The sequence below is a fragment of the Aeromonas popoffii genome (assembly GCF_037818705.1).
Lineage (GTDB): Bacteria > Pseudomonadota > Gammaproteobacteria > Enterobacterales > Aeromonadaceae > Aeromonas > Aeromonas popoffii.
Window position 1 is genome coordinate 241,871 of sequence record NZ_CP149129.1, and the last position, 20,604, is coordinate 262,474.

Below are 20,604 nucleotides of genomic sequence, written 5' to 3' on the forward strand. Positions count from 1 at the left end.
TGATAAACGCCCCTGCCCAAACACATCGGCCAGGGGCTGGGTTGTGGCTATGACTGCTTGATGAAGGTCAGCGGATAGCGCTGGCGTGGCTCATCACGGTAGATGTTGGCCCCTTCGGCATAGTCCAGCAGCTCTGCTTGGAAGGCCGTGCCGTTAAAGGGGGTAGTGATGCGCAGCAGATACTGCTCCATGACCCAATCACCGCTTGTTTCGTGACAGGTTACGTTCAGCACCATATCTCCGCCAATCGGTGCAAACAGCAGGTTTTGCTGGACGCTGGTGTCGCTGCGACCCAACTCACACTGCCGAAGTGCGCTGGTATCCCGGTCGGCGGTAAAGCCAAACGGCGCCTGGCCAAAGAGCAACTCGACCAGGGTTGTCACATCTGGCTCGGTGGTGGAGGGTGTGACAGTCCAGCGCAGGGGGGAATTAAAGAGCCCCTGGGCAAAGGTGGGCGTGCTGATTGGCTGGCCATCATCTACGCGGGTGACTTGCATAGCGTTCGGCAGACCGCTTGCTGGTTGCAGTTGGATGGATGCCTCCAGCTCCATCGGATTGCCCTCAATGACGAACCGGGGCCAAGGCAGCACAAACACAATTTCCCCGGTCACCGGTTGGTAGTGATGTTTCACTTTCAGCGTTTGGGTTGCGTTATCAAACTGCCAATCCTGGGTCGTGAACGGGGTGACATTGCCCGCGAACTTTAGGTTCAGGGGTTGCGCGACACCTTCCGGTTGACGCTCGTCCAGCTGGAAGAAGCGGTTTTGGAGGGTAAAGCCGCCAGCTTGTTGCTGGTAGCTCTGCTCGATGTAGGCATCGCTATAACGTCCCCAGCGGGTTGGGTTGTAGTTTTGTAATTCCACCCGCTCGAAGCCGGTCATGCTGTTACCGAGCTTGCTGCCATAACGCCACAGGGGTTGGCTCAGCTTGATGGTCTTATCACCGTTGTGCTGTTGCAGCTCATCATGGCTGACGTTAAACGGCGATTGGTCCAGACCAGGGGCGTTGAGGGTGAGGGCGTGCCAGTCATATTGGGTGAGACGCTGCATATCGCCCTGCGCCGTGACACGCTGGCTACGGGGTTCGTAGTAGCTGGGAGGCAACTTGTCATTCACCAGCCAGCTGTTGACGTTACCGGGTTTGTGCCATTCGGTCATGGTGTCGTTGTTGACCCAGGCCCCTTGGGCATCCACGCTCTCCACGATATCCCGCTTTTCCACGAAGGCCACGCAGTGGTCAACGGCGATGTTGTCTGGGTCGGCGCTCCAGCGGGTCATTTCCGCCTGAATGTCGAACCCATCACAATAGGCCAGCTCAGGCCGTGAGCCCGCGCCTTCAGATGCCGGGTCTCCCTCGTTGTAGAACTCCATGGTGTGGTAGCTGTATAGGCCGTTGGCATCCTGACTGAAGGTACCTAGGCTTGCCTTCTCCCCCTTGAAACTGGCGTTCCCGTCCTGGTTGTAATCCAATGCCCAGCTAGCCCACTCGCGGTAATGTTTTTGCTCCCAATCTTTAGTGACCTCGTTGGTATAACGTTGCAGCGCTAGCGAGGGGGTGTAGTCGCCCTCTTTATCAAGCAGCCACTGTGTCCCTTCGGTCTTCGTGGTTTCGATGGCGCCGACGCGCTTACTGTAAATAACGTCTTGTTGGCGAAGGTGCAGCATGGTGTGCAGATGGAAACTGTGTGACCACAGGTTACGCACGTTGACCTGTACCGATGTCCAGCCTTGCGGATTGTTGCTGGCTAACGAGTCGGCCAGCTGGGCTTGCAGTGTGCTCGCTTCAAGGAGTTGTTGCGCTTTGGTAGCCGCGACTTCAGCCAGGGCTGTGCTGTGTGCATCACCCGCCGCCAGGTAGTCGCCAAACAGTTTTTGCGCATTGGCCGCCAGGGTTGTTAGTCCCAGTTCAGTGGCAATCTGTTGTTTCTCCTTGGCCGCAATGCTGGATTGATACTGGTGTTGGCGCTCTGCCTGATTGGTGCTAATGACCAACTGGTGGGTATAGGGGCTGATAGCAAACTGGGTCCCGTCAAAGTAGCCCAGCATCATGGGCGTCGTCATTGCGTTGCTGATTGAGCGAGCTGCGCTATGCAATGCGCCCGCTGGCTCTGCAGGTGGAGCCACGATGACCCATGCCTGCCTGGCGGTAGCCTGTTGGGCCTCGGGCAGGGTGAAGGTAAAGCGCCCCTGGCTGTCGGTGGTTGTTCGTGGGGCACTGTTGTCGCATTGCTGGTCGGCATTGAAGTCCAGACAAACTGTTTGCCCAGCCAGATAGTCACTTGAAAGGGCGCGACCGGTTAAGGTGACTGTGGCGGGGCTGCTATCGCCGTTGTCACTGCCGCCACCCCCACAGGCACTGAGCACCAGCGCCGCGATGAGGGTAAGTGGGTAATGTTTTTTCATATAGGTTGTTCCTTGGTGATAAATCCAGTTAGCCGGGGACTCCCCGGCGCTATTTGTCTGTTGCCCGGAGAATGCGTTGCACGCTGGAGATACTGATGCCGGTTTGTCTGGCGATTTCCGCCCTGGGCAACCCGCGTTTGACCAGCGCCAGCACCTCACCCCCTTTTGCCATCGCGGTCGGTTTACGGCCTTTGTAGACCCCGCGCTGTTTGGCCAGCTCAATCCCCTCCGCTTGCCGCTCCAACATCAGCTCTCGCTCGAAGGTGGCAATGGCGCCAATCATCGTCAGCATCAACTTGCCAGTGGGGGTTGCCGTGTCGATGCCGAGATTCAAAATGCGCAGGGCCACCTGCTTTCGCTGCAGGGATTCCGAAATGTCCAACAGGTGACGGGTATTGCGAGCCAAGCGGTCCAGCTTGGTCACGACCACCACATCCCCTGCCTTCACATGGTCCAGCAGCCGGGCAAGCTGGGGCCTGTCATCACTGGCCCCGCTGACCTTCTCCTGAAAAACGTGATTGCACTCGGCAAGCGCTCGAAGCTGGGTATCCAGGCTTTGACCTACCGTGCTGACGCGTGCGTAACCTACCAGTGCCATGGTCTCCTCCCGGTCAATAGGGCAAGGTACACTGACCCCCTTGGTCAAAAGCCTCAAAGAGACCTTATTGACCTGAAAAGGGAGGGTTATTGTTTAAAAAGGTGCCGATTTCGTGAGTGTCACTAGGGCTTGCTCTATTGACTCCAAACCAGTGTTTTGGCCAACCAGCGAGCTATTTTGTGACTGACATATCACGCCGTGACGGCGTCATTGACCGTATTTGGCTTTTGCTTTCATGACGATGCCTTGTTGACGGCATAAATGGCTACGCCCGGATTGGCTTGCGCCAGTCCGGGTGAGGTCGTTATGCGGTTTGAATAGGGAAGTGGAATTACTGCAGCAGGGTAAGTGCTTGGTTCAGGGCTTGGGATTTGAGTTGTGCGCCCTGACCAAACCAGGCGGAATCGAGCCGATGGTCCTGACTGCGAGCGCGGCGGTGATGGTCCGCGTATTCTGTTACCGCATTGACCAGCCCCCAGGCGGTATTTTTGGCACTGGCGAGGTCTGACCCCATCCCTGCCCCTTGGTAGAGTTCTTGTAATTTTTTGGTAGGGCGACTGAGGACAATATTGCCATCATCATCTGATGGGTCATTAATCAAGTCACTGAAAAACATCATTGCTTCAGCAGGAGACACTGAGCGCTGACTCAGCGCATTTATATTACGTTGGAACAGGTCCCAGTTTGCCAAACCAAGACCAAGCGCTTCTTTGACTTGTTCCGGGTTAAATTGGGTTGAGTGAGGTGCTTTAATTGCATCGGCGTTATCATTGAGTGCCATCTGTAATGTATTATTACAAACCACCCTGAGTGAAGTGAATTGAGCGGTAGTGCAAAGTGTGCCGTCACAACTGGTCGCAAGTAATAAATAATATTTCACGGTATCGCCGCCATTCAGCTTCATGTTCTGTCCCGCCCTGGCCAATGCCCACAATTTCTTCCCGCCTTTTAATACGCCAGCGGTTTCTAATTCAAACCCTCCGGCTTGTACCAAATCCTGATAGAAATGTAATACCTCATGAGGTTGTACCACATGATAACGTTTGGAGACGACCGAGAGTGGTGCCAGCGTATCAGAACGGTAAAGCACCTTGCTACCTGAATAAGGGCGAATATGCAGGGCATCGGATGCGACGTTAAACATTACATCGCTCTGCTCAATGGTCCAATCCATCCCTGCTGCGTTAAGCCAGATATCTAAGGATTGTTGTGGGGGCAATATATTGCCGAGGCCATGCCAGGGAGTTTGGCCGGTATAGGCCAAGGTATCAATTAAGTGTGACATATTGACATCCTATATTTGGAGTTGATTCAACAAGGCAATATAGGTGTGAAATTTATTAGAAATGGTTTACTTGTAGTTGCGGATGGCTACCACGTCACAACCACACAATCAAGCGTCTTGCGTGGTATACTTCCCGCTACAATTGCTACTAGTAGCAGCTGTAGCGGAAATTGCGACCAATTTTGGTATTGACCTTATATTGCCAAGTCATCATCTGATAGTTTATTTATGTATGAAATTTTGTCTTTCACAAATTCTGAAACCACTGAAAGACGGTCTCTTATCCTCTTTTTGTACTTTCCCTCTTGTATTGATACATTGGGTAATTTGTTAAGGGAACGATATATTTCATCAATGGCACTGGCCTGTGATTTCTTATCAAAATGAATTTTTTGCCATGCTAGTAATGCATGGAAAGTACCTTCAATGCTATTCAGTTGCTTAATGTACCCGTTCTCCCTTACATATTTGTAGGCGAAAGGTTCCAGTCGCATTAGTCTGGTTTCATCAGTAAAACCAGCCTTGTGGTGATAATAGGCTTTGAATCGTTCAAATTGAAAGCTGACATCAATTAATGCATCTTGCATGTCATTTTTTGAAGTGCGGTGATTAAAAGAAAGGGCGAGATTTTCATAATCGTCATTCCCATTATATTGCGGGAAACGATATTGCAGACCTGGATATAGTCGCTCGGGATAAAATCTGACAAGTTTGGTCAGGTCGTCTATCGCAGCATCGATGACATTTCTTTGCTGATTGGCATTGATACGGTTGAGTCTGAGGTAGGACTTGACAGCATTTTCAATGAGAGGGATTACTATTTCTAATGATGGGGCGTTTATTATATCAACAATTCTTATAAGGTGTAAGCATGGGTACATCATCTTCAATTGTGGCATGAAGTCTTTGGCGCTGAGTTGTTCAGCAATTATTTCTTCTTGAATGCAAGGCCTTCCATTCACCATTTCAACGCGTTTTCCAGAATTCCTTTCATACACAATAATTGCGATTTTTTGATAGGCCATTTTCAATGCATTGTCTGCCATTATTTCTTTTGTAGTAAGAACTCGGCAATATGAATAGTTTACTTGCATGATATCTAGCGTATCGTCAACGGCATTCAACTTCGTCAAGATCTCCTTATCTAATTGCTTTTTCAAGAAATTGCTTTCAATGTCATTTTTTATTTCAGTAAGATGAGTGACGATGTTGCCATTCATGCATTTGGCTGAGTATAAGATAATATAGAAATCCAATAACCGCTCTAATACATTAGTCAGAATGCGCTGATACTTTTCCGTGTGGATAAACTCTTCTGTGTTCATAGCGAAAGCCTTAATTAAACAAGCTGATTTATGATTTGATTTAAATATACCAAACTCACTCAATTTTGAACACAAAAAACCATCTCAGCTCAGTTATAAACAGAGCCTGACACTCTAAATAATAGTTTTATTATCGAGTTATTTTGGGATGGAGCGTTGGCAAGTTAGCCAGCACTGCCTATCTGCCGTCACTCTGCTCAAAATGGACTTATGTAATTGTTTTGGCTCACGAAAATGAATGGCTCTTTGTCAACGACGATCTGGTGGGGGGGCAGACCGTCGTGTTCACGTCGTTGTCAAAACACTATCCTGCGCCACCAACAACCATGACCGCATGACAGGAGATCCAACGATGTTGATGAGTACAAGTAATCAGAGCAGTGCCCCGGAACCAGAGTGTTGTACCAGAGTTATCCGGCTTAAAGAGCTGACCCGGCTGATAGGGCTTAGCCGGTCCACTATCTATGACCGCATGAACCCCAAATCCAAGCGCTTTGACCCGAGCTTCCCCAGGCCAATCAAGCTCGGGCTGGCGTCAGTGGGTTGGAATCTCAGTGAGGTTATGGCCTGGATTGCCAGTCGCCCGCAAGCCCACCCTATTACAGTGACCAAGGAGTGATTGCCATGAATCATTTTTCCCCCCTGTCGAATTTTTTTGGGCAAGTTCAAGCGCAACCCTGTTTGTCCATACCGCAAGAGCTGCCGGTGAATGTATTGCCCGACGAGTTGCAGAAGGTTATTCACTACATCCAGCAAGAAACACAAGCACCTTCAGGTTTAATCGCCTCCTCCGTGCTCGGGGTGATGGCGTTGGCTTGCCAGGATCTTTTTGATATCGCCCCCAAGGACAACTTGCGTTTCCCTATCTCTCTCTATCAGGTGGTGCTGGCAGAGTCCGGGGAGCGCAAGTCCACAGTTGATAAACTACTCATGACGCCTGTTCGTGACCTTGAAGGAAAGTTGGAGGCGCAGTATCAAGAGGATAAGAAACTGTACGATGTAGCGATGTGTCGCTGGCAAGTAGAGCGGAAGGCCTTGGAGAAAGCTTTCGAACGGGCGGTGACTAAAGGGGAGCCTTCGCAAGAGAGTGCACAGCGACTTGAGGAGTGCTTCGCTCGTAAACCTTCAGCGCCACTGCGTAAGCGTATGTTGGTGAGCGATGTGACCAGAGCTGCGGTCAAGCAGGCACTGGGCAAAGGTTGGCCTTCTCTGGTTCTGCTCTCGGATGAAGCAGGAAGCATCCTGAGTGGTGAGCTGCTCCATGATACACCTTTGTTGAACTCACTGTGGGGGGCTCAGCCTCTTGAAATTGACCGAGCAACCCAAGACGCCTTGCGTGTCGAAGATGCACGTTTTGGCATGATGTTGATGGTGCAGCCTGCCTTGTTCAAAGAATATGTCAACCGCCAGGGGCGACATGCTCGGGCCTCTGGTTTCTTTGCCAGGATGTTGCTGTGTCAGCCGACATCAACCATTGGCGGACGGCTCCATGGACAGCAACAGTTCTTCCCGCGCCCCCCTGTGTCCAGCAACCATTTGGAATGGATTCATGCGCGAGTGCAGGAACGCTTGAACCAATCTTTTGAACGCCGGGAAGAAAACGCAGCACGTACTTGTTTGACGCTGTCACCTGAGGCAGCGGCCATGTGGTATGCCGAGTACGACCGGATTGAACTGATGTGTGGTCAGAATGGTGCACTACGTGAATATCGTGACTATGCCTCCAAGCAAGTCGAACATGTCGCGAGAATTGCAGGTGTTTTGGAGGCATTTGTTACGGGTCACTCTGTTGTGTCGGAGCACACCATGTACGCTGCTATTCGGTTGGCTGATTACTACCTGCATTCCTTCATCCAGCTGATGGTGGATGATAGCCTGCCCGAAGATATGGAAGATGCGTTACTGCTGGAAAACTGGCTGCATGATAAGTATGGACATCATTTTATCCACGACATACCTAAAAACCATCTACTCAAATATGGGCCTAACCGCTTGAGGGATCGGGCGCGGCTCACTCGTGCTTTGGATAATTTACTATTCAAGGGTCAGGTGAGTTGCTATAAGAAAGGCAGAACAACGTATGTTAGGCTTATCAATTTTTCTTCTGGTCGGTCAGGGCTTTAAAAATAACTTCAGAGTGATTTTGTAAAAACGGCAGATAAGATTATTCGGTTACGTCTTGTATTTCTGATGCTACTTTACCGAGTATGCCGATGATGTGAGAATGACCAAGTGTTCGGTATAAAGTAATATAGGCATAGGAACAATACAAGGTAATGCTGAGGCGGCATAAAGCAGTAAGTAAATAATTGTGCTAGTGATGATTACATCTAGCCTTATAAAGTATCTGTAACTGTCATCTATAAATATCAATTGCTAAAGCACATTGATAAATGTAAGCACAATTTACATGTAACCTGCACGTATCAACAAAAAGTTATTGAAATGCCCTTAACAGGGCATAAGCCTCCTTATGCCCTATTTATGGAATAGTAAATATGCCGATGAATGCCAATGGCGTCTATGAAATGAACGCTACTGAGGTAGCAGAGCTACTTCGACAGGTAAGGGACATGTATGGCGATATCCATTCTCCGTATCTGATACGTAGCCTGGCAGTGGTTGATTCAACGTTGAAAGAATGGTCGCGGGTGTTTGCGATACGCGTTGATGTTCGTTTTGCTAAGGTGAATTCTGGGTGTGATATCTTTCACCCCACTCGTTTCCAGCGCACGGACTCACAGGTCATCACTCGCTTTATTGAGTCCCTGAAGAGTCAGCTCAGAGAGGTGAGTAAACGCAAGAGGCGTCGTTACATCTATTCAGAGGTGAAATATATCTGGGTGAGAGAGCAAGATACCGGGGACCACCCTCATTATCACATTGTGCTTTTATTCAATAAAGACCGCTATACAACCTTGGGCGACTATACCAAGCCGGATGGCATCAATATGGCAACGAGGGTCCAAAAGGCATGGTGCAGCGCGTTGGGGCTGCCTTTCCCTAAATATGCAGGGCTGGTTCACTTCCCCAAAAATTGTGAGTATATATTCGATAGGAAAGAGGTGCTATTGCGTTCGTCTGGATACATGAAGTTTCTGAATCGCATAGCTTATTTTAGCAAGGTAAGAACCAAATTGGTTGGGGGTGGGCAGCGTAACTTTGGTTGTAGCCAATTACGATAAGATACTTGAGCACATCAGTGCTCATTAGTATGCTATAGAACAATCCCTGCGTATTTAATTAAAGGATATCTATGAGTGAATTTTTGAAAGTGTTGTTGAACGTCCGTAGTCTGCGAGCAGCACTGCGCGAGTTGTCTCTGGAGCAGCTCAACGAAGCCCACGAGAAAATCGAACTGATTTATCTGGAGCGTCTGGAGCAGGCCGAAAAAGAACAGGCAGCCCAAGCTGAGCACCAGCAAAAGCTGGCCGAGTTCCAAGCGATGTTGGCTCAAGCTGGTATCGACCCGACTGAGTTGGTCGGTAGTGCTCCAGCAGCAGCGACTACGGCCAAAGCTAAACGAGCCCCTCGTCCACCGAAATACCGCTATGTTGATAATGGGCAAGAGCATACTTGGACCGGTCAGGGTCGCACGCCCAAGTTCTTGGCTGAGCAGCTCGAGCAAGGCCGCCAATTGGACGAGTTCCTCATCTGAACGTATAGGCCGCATCAATACTCGATGCGGCCTGCTATCTATCATTAGCGGGTGATAGATTGCGCCATCTGATTGATTGTTGGTACTATTTAGTACATTTTATCGCTTATAAGCTGAATGCTTGACCACTACCCCGTTTCATTTTCTCAATACTGCCGACGCACTGACGCTCATCACCCAGTTCGATACGGCCACTGACGAGCACACCATAGTCGCGCTGTTGCTTACCCTCAGCCAGCAGATGGGCTTTGACTACTTTCGGCTGGGGTTCATCTCGCCAAGCTCTATCCAGCGTCCCGAGGTGCGCATTTTCAATGGCTGTCCTGCCCAGTGGGTGCAGGCCTATGACGCGCAGCGCTTCTTTGCGGTAGACCCAGTGGTGCGCAAGGGGATGACGCAGAGCACGCCCATCCTGTGGGCTAATCTCATCACCGAGTGCTGCGAGCAACAGGATACAGCTGGTGTGGAGGTGATGCTGCAGGCTCATGAAGCGGGATTGCGCGATGGCATCACCTTCCCCTGGCATGGGGCCAACGGCCATGTGGGGTTGCTGTCATTCATTACCCGAACACCCCGTACTGAACACCAATGGCTGACGGCCACGCCCTTTTTGAGCTGGCTATCGGTGCACATCTTTGAGGCGGTCGTTCGGGTCTGCTTGTCCGATATACCCCCTCGGGATGCGCTGAGTCTGCGGGAACTGGAGGTCTGCCAATGGGCGGCAGAGGGGAAGCAGGTGAGCGATATTGCCCAGATATTGGGCATCACCCCTAGAACGGTGACCTTTCACCTGGAGCGTATTGCCGAGAAGCTGGGAGCCAGCAATAAAAGCCAGGCGATATCCTGGGCGCTCAAGCAGGGGCTGGTGCGGCTCAATATCGATGCTGCGTTAGTGGGGAACGTTGATGAGGACGGTCAATAATTCTGACTGGCACAATTTATTGCCCGCATATTGGGCTAAATCACTGTTTGAGCAATATTTGCTGAGATATCTGCGCAGTTTGAGCAAAAACTTGCTCAGGGCTGTGCGGTTGAGACTATGGAGTGGCGGTAAGTCATTGATAAATAATGAGGTGAAAAGTTGGCACGGTCACTGCTAAGGGTTTGGTCGAGTGCTAGTTCATTTAACCCACCTATTTAGGAGCATACCCATGCCAACTCCATGTTATATCAGCATTGAAGGTAAAACTCAGGGCAACATCACTGCCGGTGCCTTCACCTCCGACTCCGTCGGTAACATCTTCGTACAAGGTCACGAAGACGAGATGCTGGTGCAAGAGTTCAATCACCAGGTAACTGTACCGACTGACCCGCAATCCGGTCAGCCTGCTGGTCAGCGTGTCCACAAGCCGTTCAAGTTCACCGTTGCACTGAACAAAGCCGTGCCGCTGATGTACAACGCGCTGGCGTCCGGCGAAATGCTGCCGAAGGTGGCCCTGAAGTGGTACCGCACCTCTGTAGAGGGCAAGCAGGAGCACTTCTTCTCTACCGTGCTGACCGATGCCGTCATTGTGGATATCGATTGCCAGATGCCGCACTGCCAGGATCCGGCCATGTCAGATTTTACCCAGTTGATCCAGGTCTCCTTGGCCTATCGCAAGATTGACTGGGAACACACTGTTGCCGGTACCTCTGGTGCTGATGACTGGCGTGCGCCGATCGAGGCTTAATATTGCGATAACCTGCAAGGGGGCAGATGCCCCCTTGTCTTACAGGAGAATATTATGCCGAGAGATAGTTTTTATCCGGATCACAGAGAGCCCCACCTGCACCTGCATCGAGGGGGCGCCACCTTCACTGATGTGGGGCATAACCATCGGACTTTGCAGAGAGGCTCCATGATTTATCGTGGTGTTGTGCGAGAGGTGCTTGCTGAGCTGCAGGCTCGGGGTGATGAACGTAGCAAGGCAATTGCGACTTACATCCAGCGTAACCTGTCCTGAGTCCACCGGGCCACTTTAGGCCCGTTTATCCTTTTTACTTTTCTCCCGTTAGGTTATCTGTCACTGGCGACCTTCATCCAACACGAGATTTTTGCCGCTCTTGGCGGCTTTGTTTTTACTGCGCCATAGGCGCATCGCTCAATGAGGCGCGATATGGCCAATAACACCGGATTACAATTCACCGTCAAGGTTGGCGCACTGGCTGACAGTACCTTTGCGGTCGCAAGCTTCAAACTGGATGAGGGCTTGAACAGCCCGTTTAGCCTCAAACTGGACGTCGCCAGTCACCAACCGGACATCGACTTTGGCGCTGTGCTGGACCAGCCCTGCGAGCTGCTGGTGTGGTACCACGGCGAGCTGCAGCGCAGAGTGTGCGGGGTGGTGAGCGAGTTTGCGCAAGGGGATAGCGGCTTTCGCCGCACCCGTTACAGCTTGGAAGTCAAACCGGCGCTGTGGCGATTGGGCCTTCGCCAGAACTCCCGCATATTTCAGGCGCAAAAGCCTGACGAAATCCTCTCCATTTTGCTGCAAGAACATGGCATCACCGACTACGCCTTTGCCCTGAAAAACGAGCATGCCCAAAGGGAATACTGCGTTCAGTATCGCGAGACCGACCTCGACTTCTTGAACCGTTTGGCCGCCGAAGAGGGGCTGTTCTACTTCCATGAGTTTGAAGCAGGCAAACATCGCATTGTATTTGCCGACGATGCGGCTGCATTGACTGCTGGCCCCGAGCTCTTTTTCAACCTCGGCAACCGCTCGCTGGAACAGGGTGCCTATGTTCGCCAGTTCCACTACCGCGAGTCAGTGCGCCCTTCAGATGTGGAGCTCAAGGACTACAGCTTCAAGACCCCGGCTTATGGCCTATCTCACAAAAAGCAGGGCGCAGAGCTGGAGCACCAACGGGATACCTACCAGCATTTTGACTATCCGGGCCGCTACAAGCAGGACGGCAGTGGCAAGGCGTTTGCCCAGCACCGGCTCGATGCGCTGCGTAATGACGCGGTCAGCGGCAGTGGCAAGTCCAACAGCGCAGCCCTGCTGCCGGGCCAGACATTTTCACTCACCGAACACCCCAACGGCAGCCTCAATACCGACTGGCAAATCGTCCATATCCGCCACACCGGTGAACAGCCGCAGGCGCTGGAAGAGGAAGGGGGCAGCGGCCCGACCGTCTACCACAACGAATTTGGCGTAGTGAAAGCGAGCACCACCTGGCGTGCCCGTATCGGCAGCCCCGAGGCCCCCCACAAGCCGATGGTGGATGGCCCACAAATCGCCATCGTGGTGGGCCCTGAAGGGGAAGAGATTTACTGCGACGAGCATGGCCGGGTGAAGCTGCAATTCCCGTGGGACCGTTACGGCTCGAGCAACGACCAGAGCTCCTGCTGGGTACGGGTGAGTCAGGGTTGGGCAGGCGGCCAGTACGGCATGATGGCCATCCCGCGCATCGGCCACGAGGTCATCGTGAGCTTCCTGGAAGGGGACCCCGACCAGCCCATCGTCACCGGTCGCACCTTCCACGCCACCAACCGACCGCCTTACGAGCTGCCAGCCAACAAGACCCGCACCGTGCTGCGCACCGAAACCCACCAGGGCGAGGGCTTCAACGAGCTGCGTTTTGAAGACCAGGCGGGGCAGGAAGAGATTTACATTCACGGTCAGAAAGACCTGAACGTAGCGATAGAGAACGATGCCGCTTGGCATATCAAGCACGACCAGCACACCGATATCGACAACGAGCGGGTGACCCGCATCAAGGCCAACGACCATCTGACGGTCGAGGGGGAGAAACGCGACCACATTAAGGCGGACTACTCCCTCACGGTCGATGCTTCCCTGCACCAGAAGCTGGCCCAATCGCTGCTGGTTGAGGTTGGCCAAGAAGTCCACATCAAGGCCGGTAACAAGATTGTGCTGGAAGCAGGCTCCGAGCTGACCCTCAAGGTCGGCGGCAGCTTTGTGAAGGTTGACCCCAGTGGCGTCACCCTGGTTGGCCCTTCCATCAAGATGAATTCTGGCGGCAGCCCTGGTAATGGTTCTGGCTGGGCGGGTCAGATGCCCGGCCTACCTGGCGCAGTCAGCGTGCCGCCAGCCCCCCCTGCCACTATCCCCGCGAGTGCCATTCAAAAAAGCATGGAGTCCATAGCCCCACTGGTGAAGCCCTGCCCCTTTGCACAAGGGGGTAAGGCATGACCTTGCAAGAGTGGCGTAACCAATACCCCGGCCAGTTGTTTGCCATCGTCGATGCTGCTCTCGATACCTCCGCCGTGGCGGACTACTGCAACCAGGGCGGTACCAATGCCATCCCCTTGTTTGCCGGTACTGCATTTGCAGACCAAGCCGAACAAGGCCCCTGGCTATTGCCCAACCCCACCCCCGAGTTTATCGCGGCTCACCCACAACTGGGCGGCGTATACGTCACAAGCGATGCTGCTATCGATGCAATCCAGCAGCACTGGCAAAGCCTGATAGAGGTAGCCTTCGAAGGGGAAGTGATGTGGCTGCGTTATGCCGATAATCGGGTCTTTCCCAAGATGCTGGCCACAATGAGTCAGCAGGAGATTGATGATGTACTGGGGCCCTGCTCAAGCCTGTGGGCCACCGACAGTGTGTGGCAACGCACGCCTGATGCAGAATTTATCCCTCGCCAAGCCCCCTGGTTTCGCATTCAGCCTCACCACATGACGCCGCTGTATGACGAAAGCCGTCACGCCTACATCCTCTCTCGCCACTTTTGGCAACGGATGGAGGATATGATGGCGCGTCATCCCAATCCGGAAGCCGCCATTACCACCATCCTCAAGCAGGCCAATCAAACTGGGCTGGCAGGTGACGTCCTTGATGGCGTTGTGGCTGGTGCTCTCTCGCTGCAGGCAAGCATGGCGCTTGATGCCATTAGAGCGCCATTGATGCTGACTAACGACGAAATGGCTCAGGTGAATAACTGGTTGAACAAACACCCTGAATTGATAGGAGCTTGCTAATGGCTATTTCTCCCTACTGTATCCCCTGTGAGCAAAGTAACTGCTGGATTGAGATAGACGTTTGTGATGAACAGAGCCGTTCGTTCAAGGGGCAAAAGGCCACCTTGACCGACGCTGCAGGCAAAACCCAAACCGTGACCCTGAAAGACGGTCCGACCCTGGTGCAAGGCTTTGCGGTGGGTCCGGTGACGGTCAAGCTGGAAACCCAGCCCTGGCTCAAAGCCGCGCAGTCCCGTGAAGCCCTCAAGGAGGGCGAAACCAGCAAAGTTCCCGCCTACACCGAGAAGTTTTGGGGACACTGCGACGTGAAACGCGAGCACGTTAAGGTGACCAGCGGCGACCTCTGCCTCACCGAGCCAGAGCAGCCGCTACCGGAAGGGCACAAAGCCGGGCAGGCCCAGCCGCCACGCTTTATCACCAAGCGCTCCTACGTAATTGAGGTGAAAGGCTATCAGTTCACCACCCTGCGCATCGGGATATTCTTTGACGGCACCGCCAATAACACCTTCAAGCACCAGGAGGGTCAGCCTGCCCTGGAGACTGCGTTGGCCAAGTGCAGCCTGGAAGAGCAAGTGGATCTGCTGGAGCAGTGCTTTAATGATGTGCTACCCAGCGAGCTCAATAACAGCGAGAAGAACGATATCACCAATATCGGCAAGGCGCATGACCTGTATCTTCCCCCTAGTAAACAATCGGCGATCGTGAAGGTGTATGTCGAGGGTATCGGGACGTCAAAAGGGACTAATGATACGAAAGCCGGCCTTGCTGCTGACAAAGGAGACACCTCAAGTGCCGCTCGGGTTGAGCAAGCCTGCCAAACTCAGATCGTTGCCGAGATAAAGGAACAATTGGATGAATTTATCTCTAGCATTGGGTGTATTCATAGGATCGAGTTCGATGTATTTGGCTTTAGCCGAGGAGCTTCAGCTGCCCGCCAGTTTGTGAATCGTATCGATAAGAAGGGCGATCACCCTCTGGTTGAGGCCATCGCCAATACCCCTGAAATTTGTCTGAAAGCAGGCTTTGACTGGGCGAGTCGTGACGATGTACGCATTCAGTTTGTCGGCTTGTTTGATACCGTGGTCAGTTCCTATCTGTGGGGCAAGCGCAGTGTGATTCTGGATCCTGACTGTGCCGATCGAGTGGTGCATATCGTGGCGGCTGATGAGTGGCGCTATCACTTCGATTTGACTCGTATCACAGAGGATGTTATCGGGACTGATATCGCTGATAACTTTACCGAGGTGATCATTCCCGGTGCTCACTCTGATATCGGTGGGGGCTATTACAGTCGCTGGAGCTTGCGTGACCCTAACTACGCCTCACCCGTGATCACCGAAAATACGGTGATCGCCACCTTCCGCTCCGATGAATATCACCGCAAGATCAGCGATTCGAAGGCATATCGTGATGCCACTGCTTATGCCAAAATGCGGGCTGGACAAGGCTGGGCTAAAGGCGTTGTGTCTCTGGCTAGCCATAGTGATACCACTCAGCTTGGGTGTCTGAATGTACGTCCTCGCCGTGTTCCGAGGGGCGGTAAGGATGCACAGTCGTGGGTAATGAGGGTGGATGTGGTGCTGCATCGGGTGGTGGAAGGCGAGTATTCACGTATACCGCTGCATATGATGGTGGAGGCGGCGCGGGATGTCGGAGTACCGTTCAAACCATGGGATCCTGGTCGGCGCGATTTGATGCTCGATAGTGCTATCTCCAATCCCACGATAGATTTAACGGCACTCGACAAGCGGTGGCTGGATGCAGCAAAACGCCGTAAGGATGTCGTCAACTTGGCCCGATCCTTACCTTCCGAGGTGTATCAAAAGCTACGGTTGGGTTACTTGCACTACAGCGCAGATACCGGACTGGTCAATAAGCCCAATACTGTGGGTGATAAAGAGGTTCGCAAGATGACGGGTAACAAAAAGGGAGGTTATTAATGCATCGGGTTTTATTACTACTGATGCTGTTACCACTTGCGACGGCTTGTCAATCCACACAGGCATCACCCAGAGACTTGGACTGGCGCCATATGGTGGGTTCCAATGCTGATGAGATATGGGTAACTCAAGTGCTTTTTTATCGTCAGGGCAAGTTAGTTGACGCGTCACGCAATGGTGCATCTAGTCGTGTTGATATTAAATCGTTGCGGGAGAAGGACTACCGGTGGCTAATAACGGCTGGCCGCCGCGATATTCATCCCGCGCCCGATCGGGTCGAAGTGGAGTGGGTGTCAGCTCATGACAAGAAACGCTACCGCATCAGCCTTACGTTGCCAGCAGAGCTGGAGAACATGATCGTGCAACGTTACCGAGTAAAGGTTGGTAAAGAATGGCGCGACGAGCGGCGGGATAACATTGGTTTGGGTATGGCGACTGGTGGCTATGTAGAAGCATTTCTAAGAGACCCTCGTGTAACTCCCGATATCCTACTGGCTAGGGGGATTGCCAAAGAGGTCACAGATGATCCCTTTGACCAGCGCTTCCCGCTCTCCAGCCAGTATAAAAATGCTTGGGCAGAGTTTGACGCGAAATACAGCAACGTCTACAAACAATATCCCGTTCCCAGCGGCATGGCCTGGGCTCCGATCATGGACGCTTACCGTGCGGCGCAGCCTAAGACGGATACCAATCCGGTCAACTGATTTGGATAGCGGTTTAAGGGGTATCAATGAAGCAGTACCAAAACTGGCTAGCCCAGTATCTGAACTGTCGTCGTGATAACGATCATGCCATGGCCGCAGAATTGGCTTAGAGCCTTTGTGCTTTCTGGCAGGCCAGAGGCGATAAGGCTGAGTATGCCAAGTGGCAGAAGGTCTATCAGGATCACCGATAAAAAACCACCTGATAGGCAAGGCTAATGGCCAGGGAAGGCGCCGCATCAACTTTGTGCCCATCAGGTGGCTGCGTAGCATAACGGATTAGCCCGCAAGACAGCAGTGCCTCATCCGTCACTTTTCACTCTGCGAAGATTTTCCCCATGACACACCGAGCCTTATGGCTGGCGCTGGCAGCCAGTATGCTTGCAGCCTGTACTTCCACTGCGTCACTCACTGACGCCGAGTTATCCCAAGCAGCAAAGCAAGGGGATGGCCGAGCCCAATACGAGCTGGCTAAACGTCTGGCTAGCGAACCAGATTACCCCAACGCCATGCACTGGATGCAGCAAGCGGCAGAGCAGTCTGGCCCTTTGGCCGCCGATCAGCAGATCCGCGCTAATGCCGCGTGGCAAGTGGGTGACTGGTATCAGGCTGGGCTCGGTGAGCCCAAAAATCCGGCGCTCGCTACCCAGTGGTGGCAACGTTCTGCGCGTCTTGGTAACACCCATGCCAGCTATAGGTTGGGAGTGATGTGCCAGGAGCAGCATCAAGGCAAGCTGGCGAGTGAATGCCTCGACTGGTTCGAGCAGGCCGCCAAGCGGGATCATGCCGAAGCGCAGTTAGTCCTGGCACTGTGGTACAGCAAACAACCGGGTGCTGATGCCGTCAAATGGTTAGAAAAAGCGGCAGAACTGGGCAACCGTGATGCCCAGTACCTGCTGGGTCAGCGCTATGAAATGGGCAAAGGGGTTGCCAAACGGCCGGATATTGCCCAGCGCTGGAATGATAAAGCCGCTGCCCAACAGCAACCGGACGCCTTGTTGCTGCAAGCTAAACAGGCGCTTCCTTCTAATGCTTTCGCTGCCTATCAGCGCGCAGCCAATGCGGGCTCTGCCGAGGCTGAACTCTGGCTAGGGATGGCATATCTGGCAGGGGAGCAAGTCCCCGCAGATCCTGCTTTGGGGCGCTATTGGCTGGAGCTGGCAGCCGGACACGGTTCCCACGAAGCCGAGTACCAACTGAGCTTGCTGCAGGTAGACCGGGAGCAGCAGGCCCACTGGTTAACGCTGGCCGCTGACGGTGGCGTAACCAAGGCGTGGTTTGAGCTGGCGGAGCTACAGCAGGACCAAGGGGCTTTGGAGCAAGCCAGAGCCAGTTATGCCAAGGCCGCTCAACAGGGACACACTGTAGCGCAATACGCCTACGGTGAAATGCTGCGTTTGGGCCAAGGTGGCAAAGAGGATTACACGCTGGCTCTCAAGCAGTATCGCCTGGCCGCTCAGCAAGGTGACCGCATGGCCCAATACCGGATGGGGACACTGCGTGAAAAAGGCTTGGGGGCTCCGCGCAACCGGATACATGCCTATGCCTGGCTCTCATTGGCCGCCACCGAAGGGATGCCTGAAGCCATGCAGGCCCGTGATGAGCTGGAGGCCATGATGACCAAACCGGAAGTCAAACAGGCTCAGAAGTTGTCGGAACACTGGTTTGGCAAGATGTTATTAACCGTCAGGAAACGCTAAAAAAAGAACATAGCAGGAAGCGGCCATCTGGCCGCTTCCTGCTTATTCAGTTGGTAAATCACCAGACACAAACTGAGTACTGATGCTATATCCGATGTTAATACCTTAATTGTCAATAATATCGCCGCATATTAACCCTTTTGTCAGATTTATCTGAATTTATCTCGTTTGTGACCCTTGCATATTTTCCAGGTTGTTTTTTGTGCTCAGTGTGTATTTAATCGGAGCCAAATAAATGTTCAGGCTAGCTAGGTTGCGGCTTCATGACTGTGGGATACAGGCGTGAGGGTAACCTGCAAAGCATCAAAAATAATAAGTGCGGTGGGTTGTTAATATAAATGTGTCTCCTCTCTTCTTTGCGCCCAGCGTTGGTTTGGCGCACCGTTTTGTTATTTGCGCTATGCACACTGCATGGGTCATTCGCGTTCGCTGCCTCCCCTGCCGAACGGCAGGAGATTGAGCAGCGCCAGCGGGCCTTGCTGGAAGGGGCTGCCCGTCAGCGTGATGAAGTTGCCCGTCCACTGTCACTGCCCGCAGAGCCAGTCGAGCAGGTGCCGCAAGCGCAAGGCCCCTGTTTTGAGGTGAGCCAAATCAATTTTGAGGGGAGTACCCAGCTTTCCGCTAACCAGCAGGTTCAGCTCTCCTCACCCTACCTCAATAGCTGTATGGGGCTCTCCCATATCAATGCCCTTATCCGAGATATCAGTCAGTGGTATTTGTCAGCTGGTTTCGTCACCAGCAGAGCCTTTTTACCTGAGCAGGATTTGGCGACGGGGACGCTTACTATTGCGGTGCTTGAGGGACGTATCGAAGCCATTGTGGTCAATGGCGAATCTCATTCCATCACGCGGACGCTCTTTCCTGGACTGGTCGGGCAGGTGCTCAATCTGCGTGACCTGGAGCAGGGGGTGGACCATCTTTCTCGCCTGCGTTCGCTCTCCTATCAGCTTGATATCCAGCCGGGTAGTGCGCCCGGCCAGTCCGTGGTCAATCTGAAAGGGGCCAAAGGTGTGCCCCTGCAAGGGGCGCTGGAGTTCGACAACAGTGGTCAGCAGAGTACCGGTGAGGAGCAGGGGCGACTCTCGCTGACTGCCGATAGCCTGCTGTCACTGGCCGAGCAGTGGACCCTGCTGGCAGGCAGCAGCACGGATGGGCGTGCGAGCCACAATGCCACCAACTGGCAGGCCGGTTTAAGTCTGCCCTATGGCTTCTGGTTGTTTGATGCGGGCTACCAATACAGTGATTACCGCAACGATATCGTCTCTCGTGGCTATGTCTATGAAAGCCGGGGTGAGACGCGCACCACGACAGGTACGGCTACGCGAACCCTCTATCGCGATGGGCAGAGCAAAGTATCCGGTGTGCTGGGTGTTACCCATCGCCAGAGTCGCAACTTCATCATGAGCCAGTTGCTGGAAACCAGCAGCTATCAGCTCTCCTCTTTGCGGCTAGGCCTCAATCTGGCGACGCGTGCAGACCGTCACTTCTTCACGTTAAACCCGGCGCTGACCCTCGGCACCGATTGGTTCGGTGCTGACCAAGACAGTGGTCGCTCAGCCCTGTTGCCACAGGCCCAGTTTGAGAAGTGGGGGCTGTTTGGCAGCTACAGCACCGCGGGCGAGCGGTGGGGATGGCTCTCGACATTCAGCGCCCAGTGGACGCCGGACCGGCTCTATGGCGTGGAGCGTTTGTCACTGGGTGGTGAGGCATCGGTGCGAGGATTCAAGGAGCAGAGTATCAGCGGTGATGTGGGTGGATACCTTCGCAACGAAGCGAGCTGGCAAGGGGCGACACCGGCCTGGCTGGGCCAATGGCGTACTTGGCTGGCGCTGGATATGGGGCGGGTGGACATGGGTAATCAGGGTGATGAGTGGCGTGGCATGGTAGGCACAGCCATTGGCTGGGAGCAGCGTTACCGCCACTTCATCGGCAATGTCAGCGTGGGCTTTCCACTCAGCGCGCCAGCTTGGCTCAATGCTGACCCCTGGGTGTTCTATTACCGGGCCAGTGTGGCGTTTTAGCAAAAGCGGTTGGTAGCAAGGCGGCGAAAGCCGTGACGTGGCAA

Annotated in this window: 16 protein-coding genes; 12 read left to right on the forward strand and 4 right to left on the reverse strand. The window is 53.2% G+C overall.

The features are described from left to right. Positions 1-47 precede the first annotated feature (47 nt). The 4 genes from WJM78_RS01250 to WJM78_RS01265 form a co-directional block, all read right to left on the reverse strand. A complete protein-coding gene (locus WJM78_RS01250) occupies positions 48-2,402 on the reverse strand; it encodes a hypothetical protein (protein ID WP_339012814.1) in 2,355 nt (784 codons plus the stop codon). A 49-nt stretch (positions 2,403-2,451) separates the two neighbouring features. Beyond that, positions 2,452-3,000: a recombinase family protein gene (locus WJM78_RS01255; RefSeq protein WP_339012817.1), complete on the reverse strand. Its 549-nt coding sequence runs from the start codon at positions 2,998-3,000 to the stop codon at positions 2,452-2,454. A 331-nt stretch (positions 3,001-3,331) separates the two neighbouring features. Then, on the reverse strand, positions 3,332-4,285 hold the full coding sequence (locus tag WJM78_RS01260) for a DUF932 domain-containing protein (protein ID WP_339012820.1): 954 nt from the start codon (positions 4,283-4,285) through the stop codon (positions 3,332-3,334). A gap of 194 nt (positions 4,286-4,479) precedes the next feature. Further along, the gene (locus WJM78_RS01265) at positions 4,480-5,610 is read right to left on the reverse strand and encodes a hypothetical protein (protein WP_339012823.1); all 1,131 of its coding nucleotides are present in this window, start codon (positions 5,608-5,610) and stop codon (positions 4,480-4,482) included. A 358-nt stretch (positions 5,611-5,968) separates the two neighbouring features. Here WJM78_RS01265 and WJM78_RS01270 point away from each other — a divergent pair, with 358 nt between their 5' ends. The 12 genes from WJM78_RS01270 (at position 5,969) to WJM78_RS01325 (ending at position 20,560) form a co-directional block, all read left to right on the forward strand. Further along, positions 5,969-6,229, forward strand: a complete 261-nt coding sequence (locus WJM78_RS01270) for a helix-turn-helix transcriptional regulator (protein ID WP_339012826.1) — start codon at positions 5,969-5,971, stop codon at positions 6,227-6,229. Between the two features lie 5 nt (positions 6,230-6,234). Next, positions 6,235-7,734, forward strand: a complete 1,500-nt coding sequence (locus WJM78_RS01275) for a YfjI family protein (protein ID WP_339012829.1) — start codon at positions 6,235-6,237, stop codon at positions 7,732-7,734. Between the two features lie 374 nt (positions 7,735-8,108). Beyond that, positions 8,109-8,795, forward strand: a complete 687-nt coding sequence (locus tag WJM78_RS01280; RefSeq protein ID WP_339012833.1) for an inovirus Gp2 family protein — start codon at positions 8,109-8,111, stop codon at positions 8,793-8,795. A gap of 71 nt (positions 8,796-8,866) precedes the next feature. Next, complete coding sequence (locus tag WJM78_RS01285; protein ID WP_339012835.1) at positions 8,867-9,268, forward strand: H-NS family nucleoid-associated regulatory protein; 402 nt, start codon at positions 8,867-8,869, stop codon at positions 9,266-9,268. 121 nt (positions 9,269-9,389) lie between these two features. Next, positions 9,390-10,190, forward strand: a complete 801-nt coding sequence (locus WJM78_RS01290) for a LuxR family transcriptional regulator (protein WP_339012838.1) — start codon at positions 9,390-9,392, stop codon at positions 10,188-10,190. Positions 10,191-10,419: 229 nt separating this feature from the next. Further along, positions 10,420-10,938: a type VI secretion system effector Hcp1 gene (gene hcp1 / locus WJM78_RS01295; protein ID WP_339012841.1), complete on the forward strand. Its 519-nt coding sequence runs from the start codon at positions 10,420-10,422 to the stop codon at positions 10,936-10,938. A 426-nt stretch (positions 10,939-11,364) separates the two neighbouring features. Beyond that, positions 11,365-13,407 (forward strand): type VI secretion system tip protein VgrG, encoded by a 2,043-nt coding sequence (locus WJM78_RS01300; protein WP_339012844.1) that lies wholly within the window; start codon positions 11,365-11,367, stop codon positions 13,405-13,407. After that, positions 13,404-14,198, forward strand: coding sequence for a DUF4123 domain-containing protein (locus tag WJM78_RS01305; RefSeq protein ID WP_339012847.1), 795 nt, complete (start codon positions 13,404-13,406; stop codon positions 14,196-14,198). Before WJM78_RS01300 ends, WJM78_RS01305 begins: the two co-directional genes overlap by 4 nt. Then, complete coding sequence (locus WJM78_RS01310; RefSeq protein WP_339012850.1) at positions 14,198-16,138, forward strand: DUF2235 domain-containing protein; 1,941 nt, start codon at positions 14,198-14,200, stop codon at positions 16,136-16,138. Before WJM78_RS01305 ends, WJM78_RS01310 begins: the two co-directional genes overlap by 1 nt. Continuing rightward, the gene (locus WJM78_RS01315) at positions 16,138-16,842 is read left to right on the forward strand and encodes a DUF2931 family protein (RefSeq protein WP_339012853.1); all 705 of its coding nucleotides are present in this window, start codon (positions 16,138-16,140) and stop codon (positions 16,840-16,842) included. The genes WJM78_RS01310 and WJM78_RS01315 overlap by 1 nt, the downstream gene beginning before the upstream one ends. Positions 16,843-17,177: 335 nt before the next feature. Then, the gene (locus WJM78_RS01320) at positions 17,178-18,539 is read left to right on the forward strand and encodes a hypothetical protein (RefSeq protein WP_339012856.1); all 1,362 of its coding nucleotides are present in this window, start codon (positions 17,178-17,180) and stop codon (positions 18,537-18,539) included. Positions 18,540-18,925: 386 nt separating this feature from the next. After that, positions 18,926-20,560 (forward strand): ShlB/FhaC/HecB family hemolysin secretion/activation protein, encoded by a 1,635-nt coding sequence (locus tag WJM78_RS01325; protein WP_339011970.1) that lies wholly within the window; start codon positions 18,926-18,928, stop codon positions 20,558-20,560. The last annotated feature ends 44 nt before the right edge of the window (positions 20,561-20,604 follow it).

Coding starts and splice junctions, on each gene's coding strand:
- WJM78_RS01285 (WP_339012835.1), top strand. CDS start 8,867: ATGAGTGAATTTTTGAAAGTGTTGTTGAACGTCCGTAGTCTGCGAGCA.
- WJM78_RS01320 (WP_339012856.1), top strand. CDS start 17,178: ATGACACACCGAGCCTTATGGCTGGCGCTGGCAGCCAGTATGCTTGCA.
- WJM78_RS01310 (WP_339012850.1), top strand. CDS start 14,198: ATGGCTATTTCTCCCTACTGTATCCCCTGTGAGCAAAGTAACTGCTGG.
- hcp1 (WP_339012841.1), top strand. CDS start 10,420: ATGCCAACTCCATGTTATATCAGCATTGAAGGTAAAACTCAGGGCAAC.
- WJM78_RS01280 (WP_339012833.1), top strand. CDS start 8,109: ATGCCGATGAATGCCAATGGCGTCTATGAAATGAACGCTACTGAGGTA.
- WJM78_RS01315 (WP_339012853.1), top strand. CDS start 16,138: ATGCATCGGGTTTTATTACTACTGATGCTGTTACCACTTGCGACGGCT.
- WJM78_RS01270 (WP_339012826.1), top strand. CDS start 5,969: ATGAGTACAAGTAATCAGAGCAGTGCCCCGGAACCAGAGTGTTGTACC.
- WJM78_RS01275 (WP_339012829.1), top strand. CDS start 6,235: ATGAATCATTTTTCCCCCCTGTCGAATTTTTTTGGGCAAGTTCAAGCG.
- WJM78_RS01305 (WP_339012847.1), top strand. CDS start 13,404: ATGACCTTGCAAGAGTGGCGTAACCAATACCCCGGCCAGTTGTTTGCC.
- WJM78_RS01300 (WP_339012844.1), top strand. CDS start 11,365: ATGGCCAATAACACCGGATTACAATTCACCGTCAAGGTTGGCGCACTG.
- WJM78_RS01255 (WP_339012817.1), bottom strand. CDS start 3,000: ATGGCACTGGTAGGTTACGCACGCGTCAGCACGGTAGGTCAAAGCCTG.
- WJM78_RS01265 (WP_339012823.1), bottom strand. CDS start 5,610: ATGAACACAGAAGAGTTTATCCACACGGAAAAGTATCAGCGCATTCTG.
- WJM78_RS01250 (WP_339012814.1), bottom strand. CDS start 2,402: ATGAAAAAACATTACCCACTTACCCTCATCGCGGCGCTGGTGCTCAGT.
- WJM78_RS01260 (WP_339012820.1), bottom strand. CDS start 4,285: ATGTCACACTTAATTGATACCTTGGCCTATACCGGCCAAACTCCCTGG.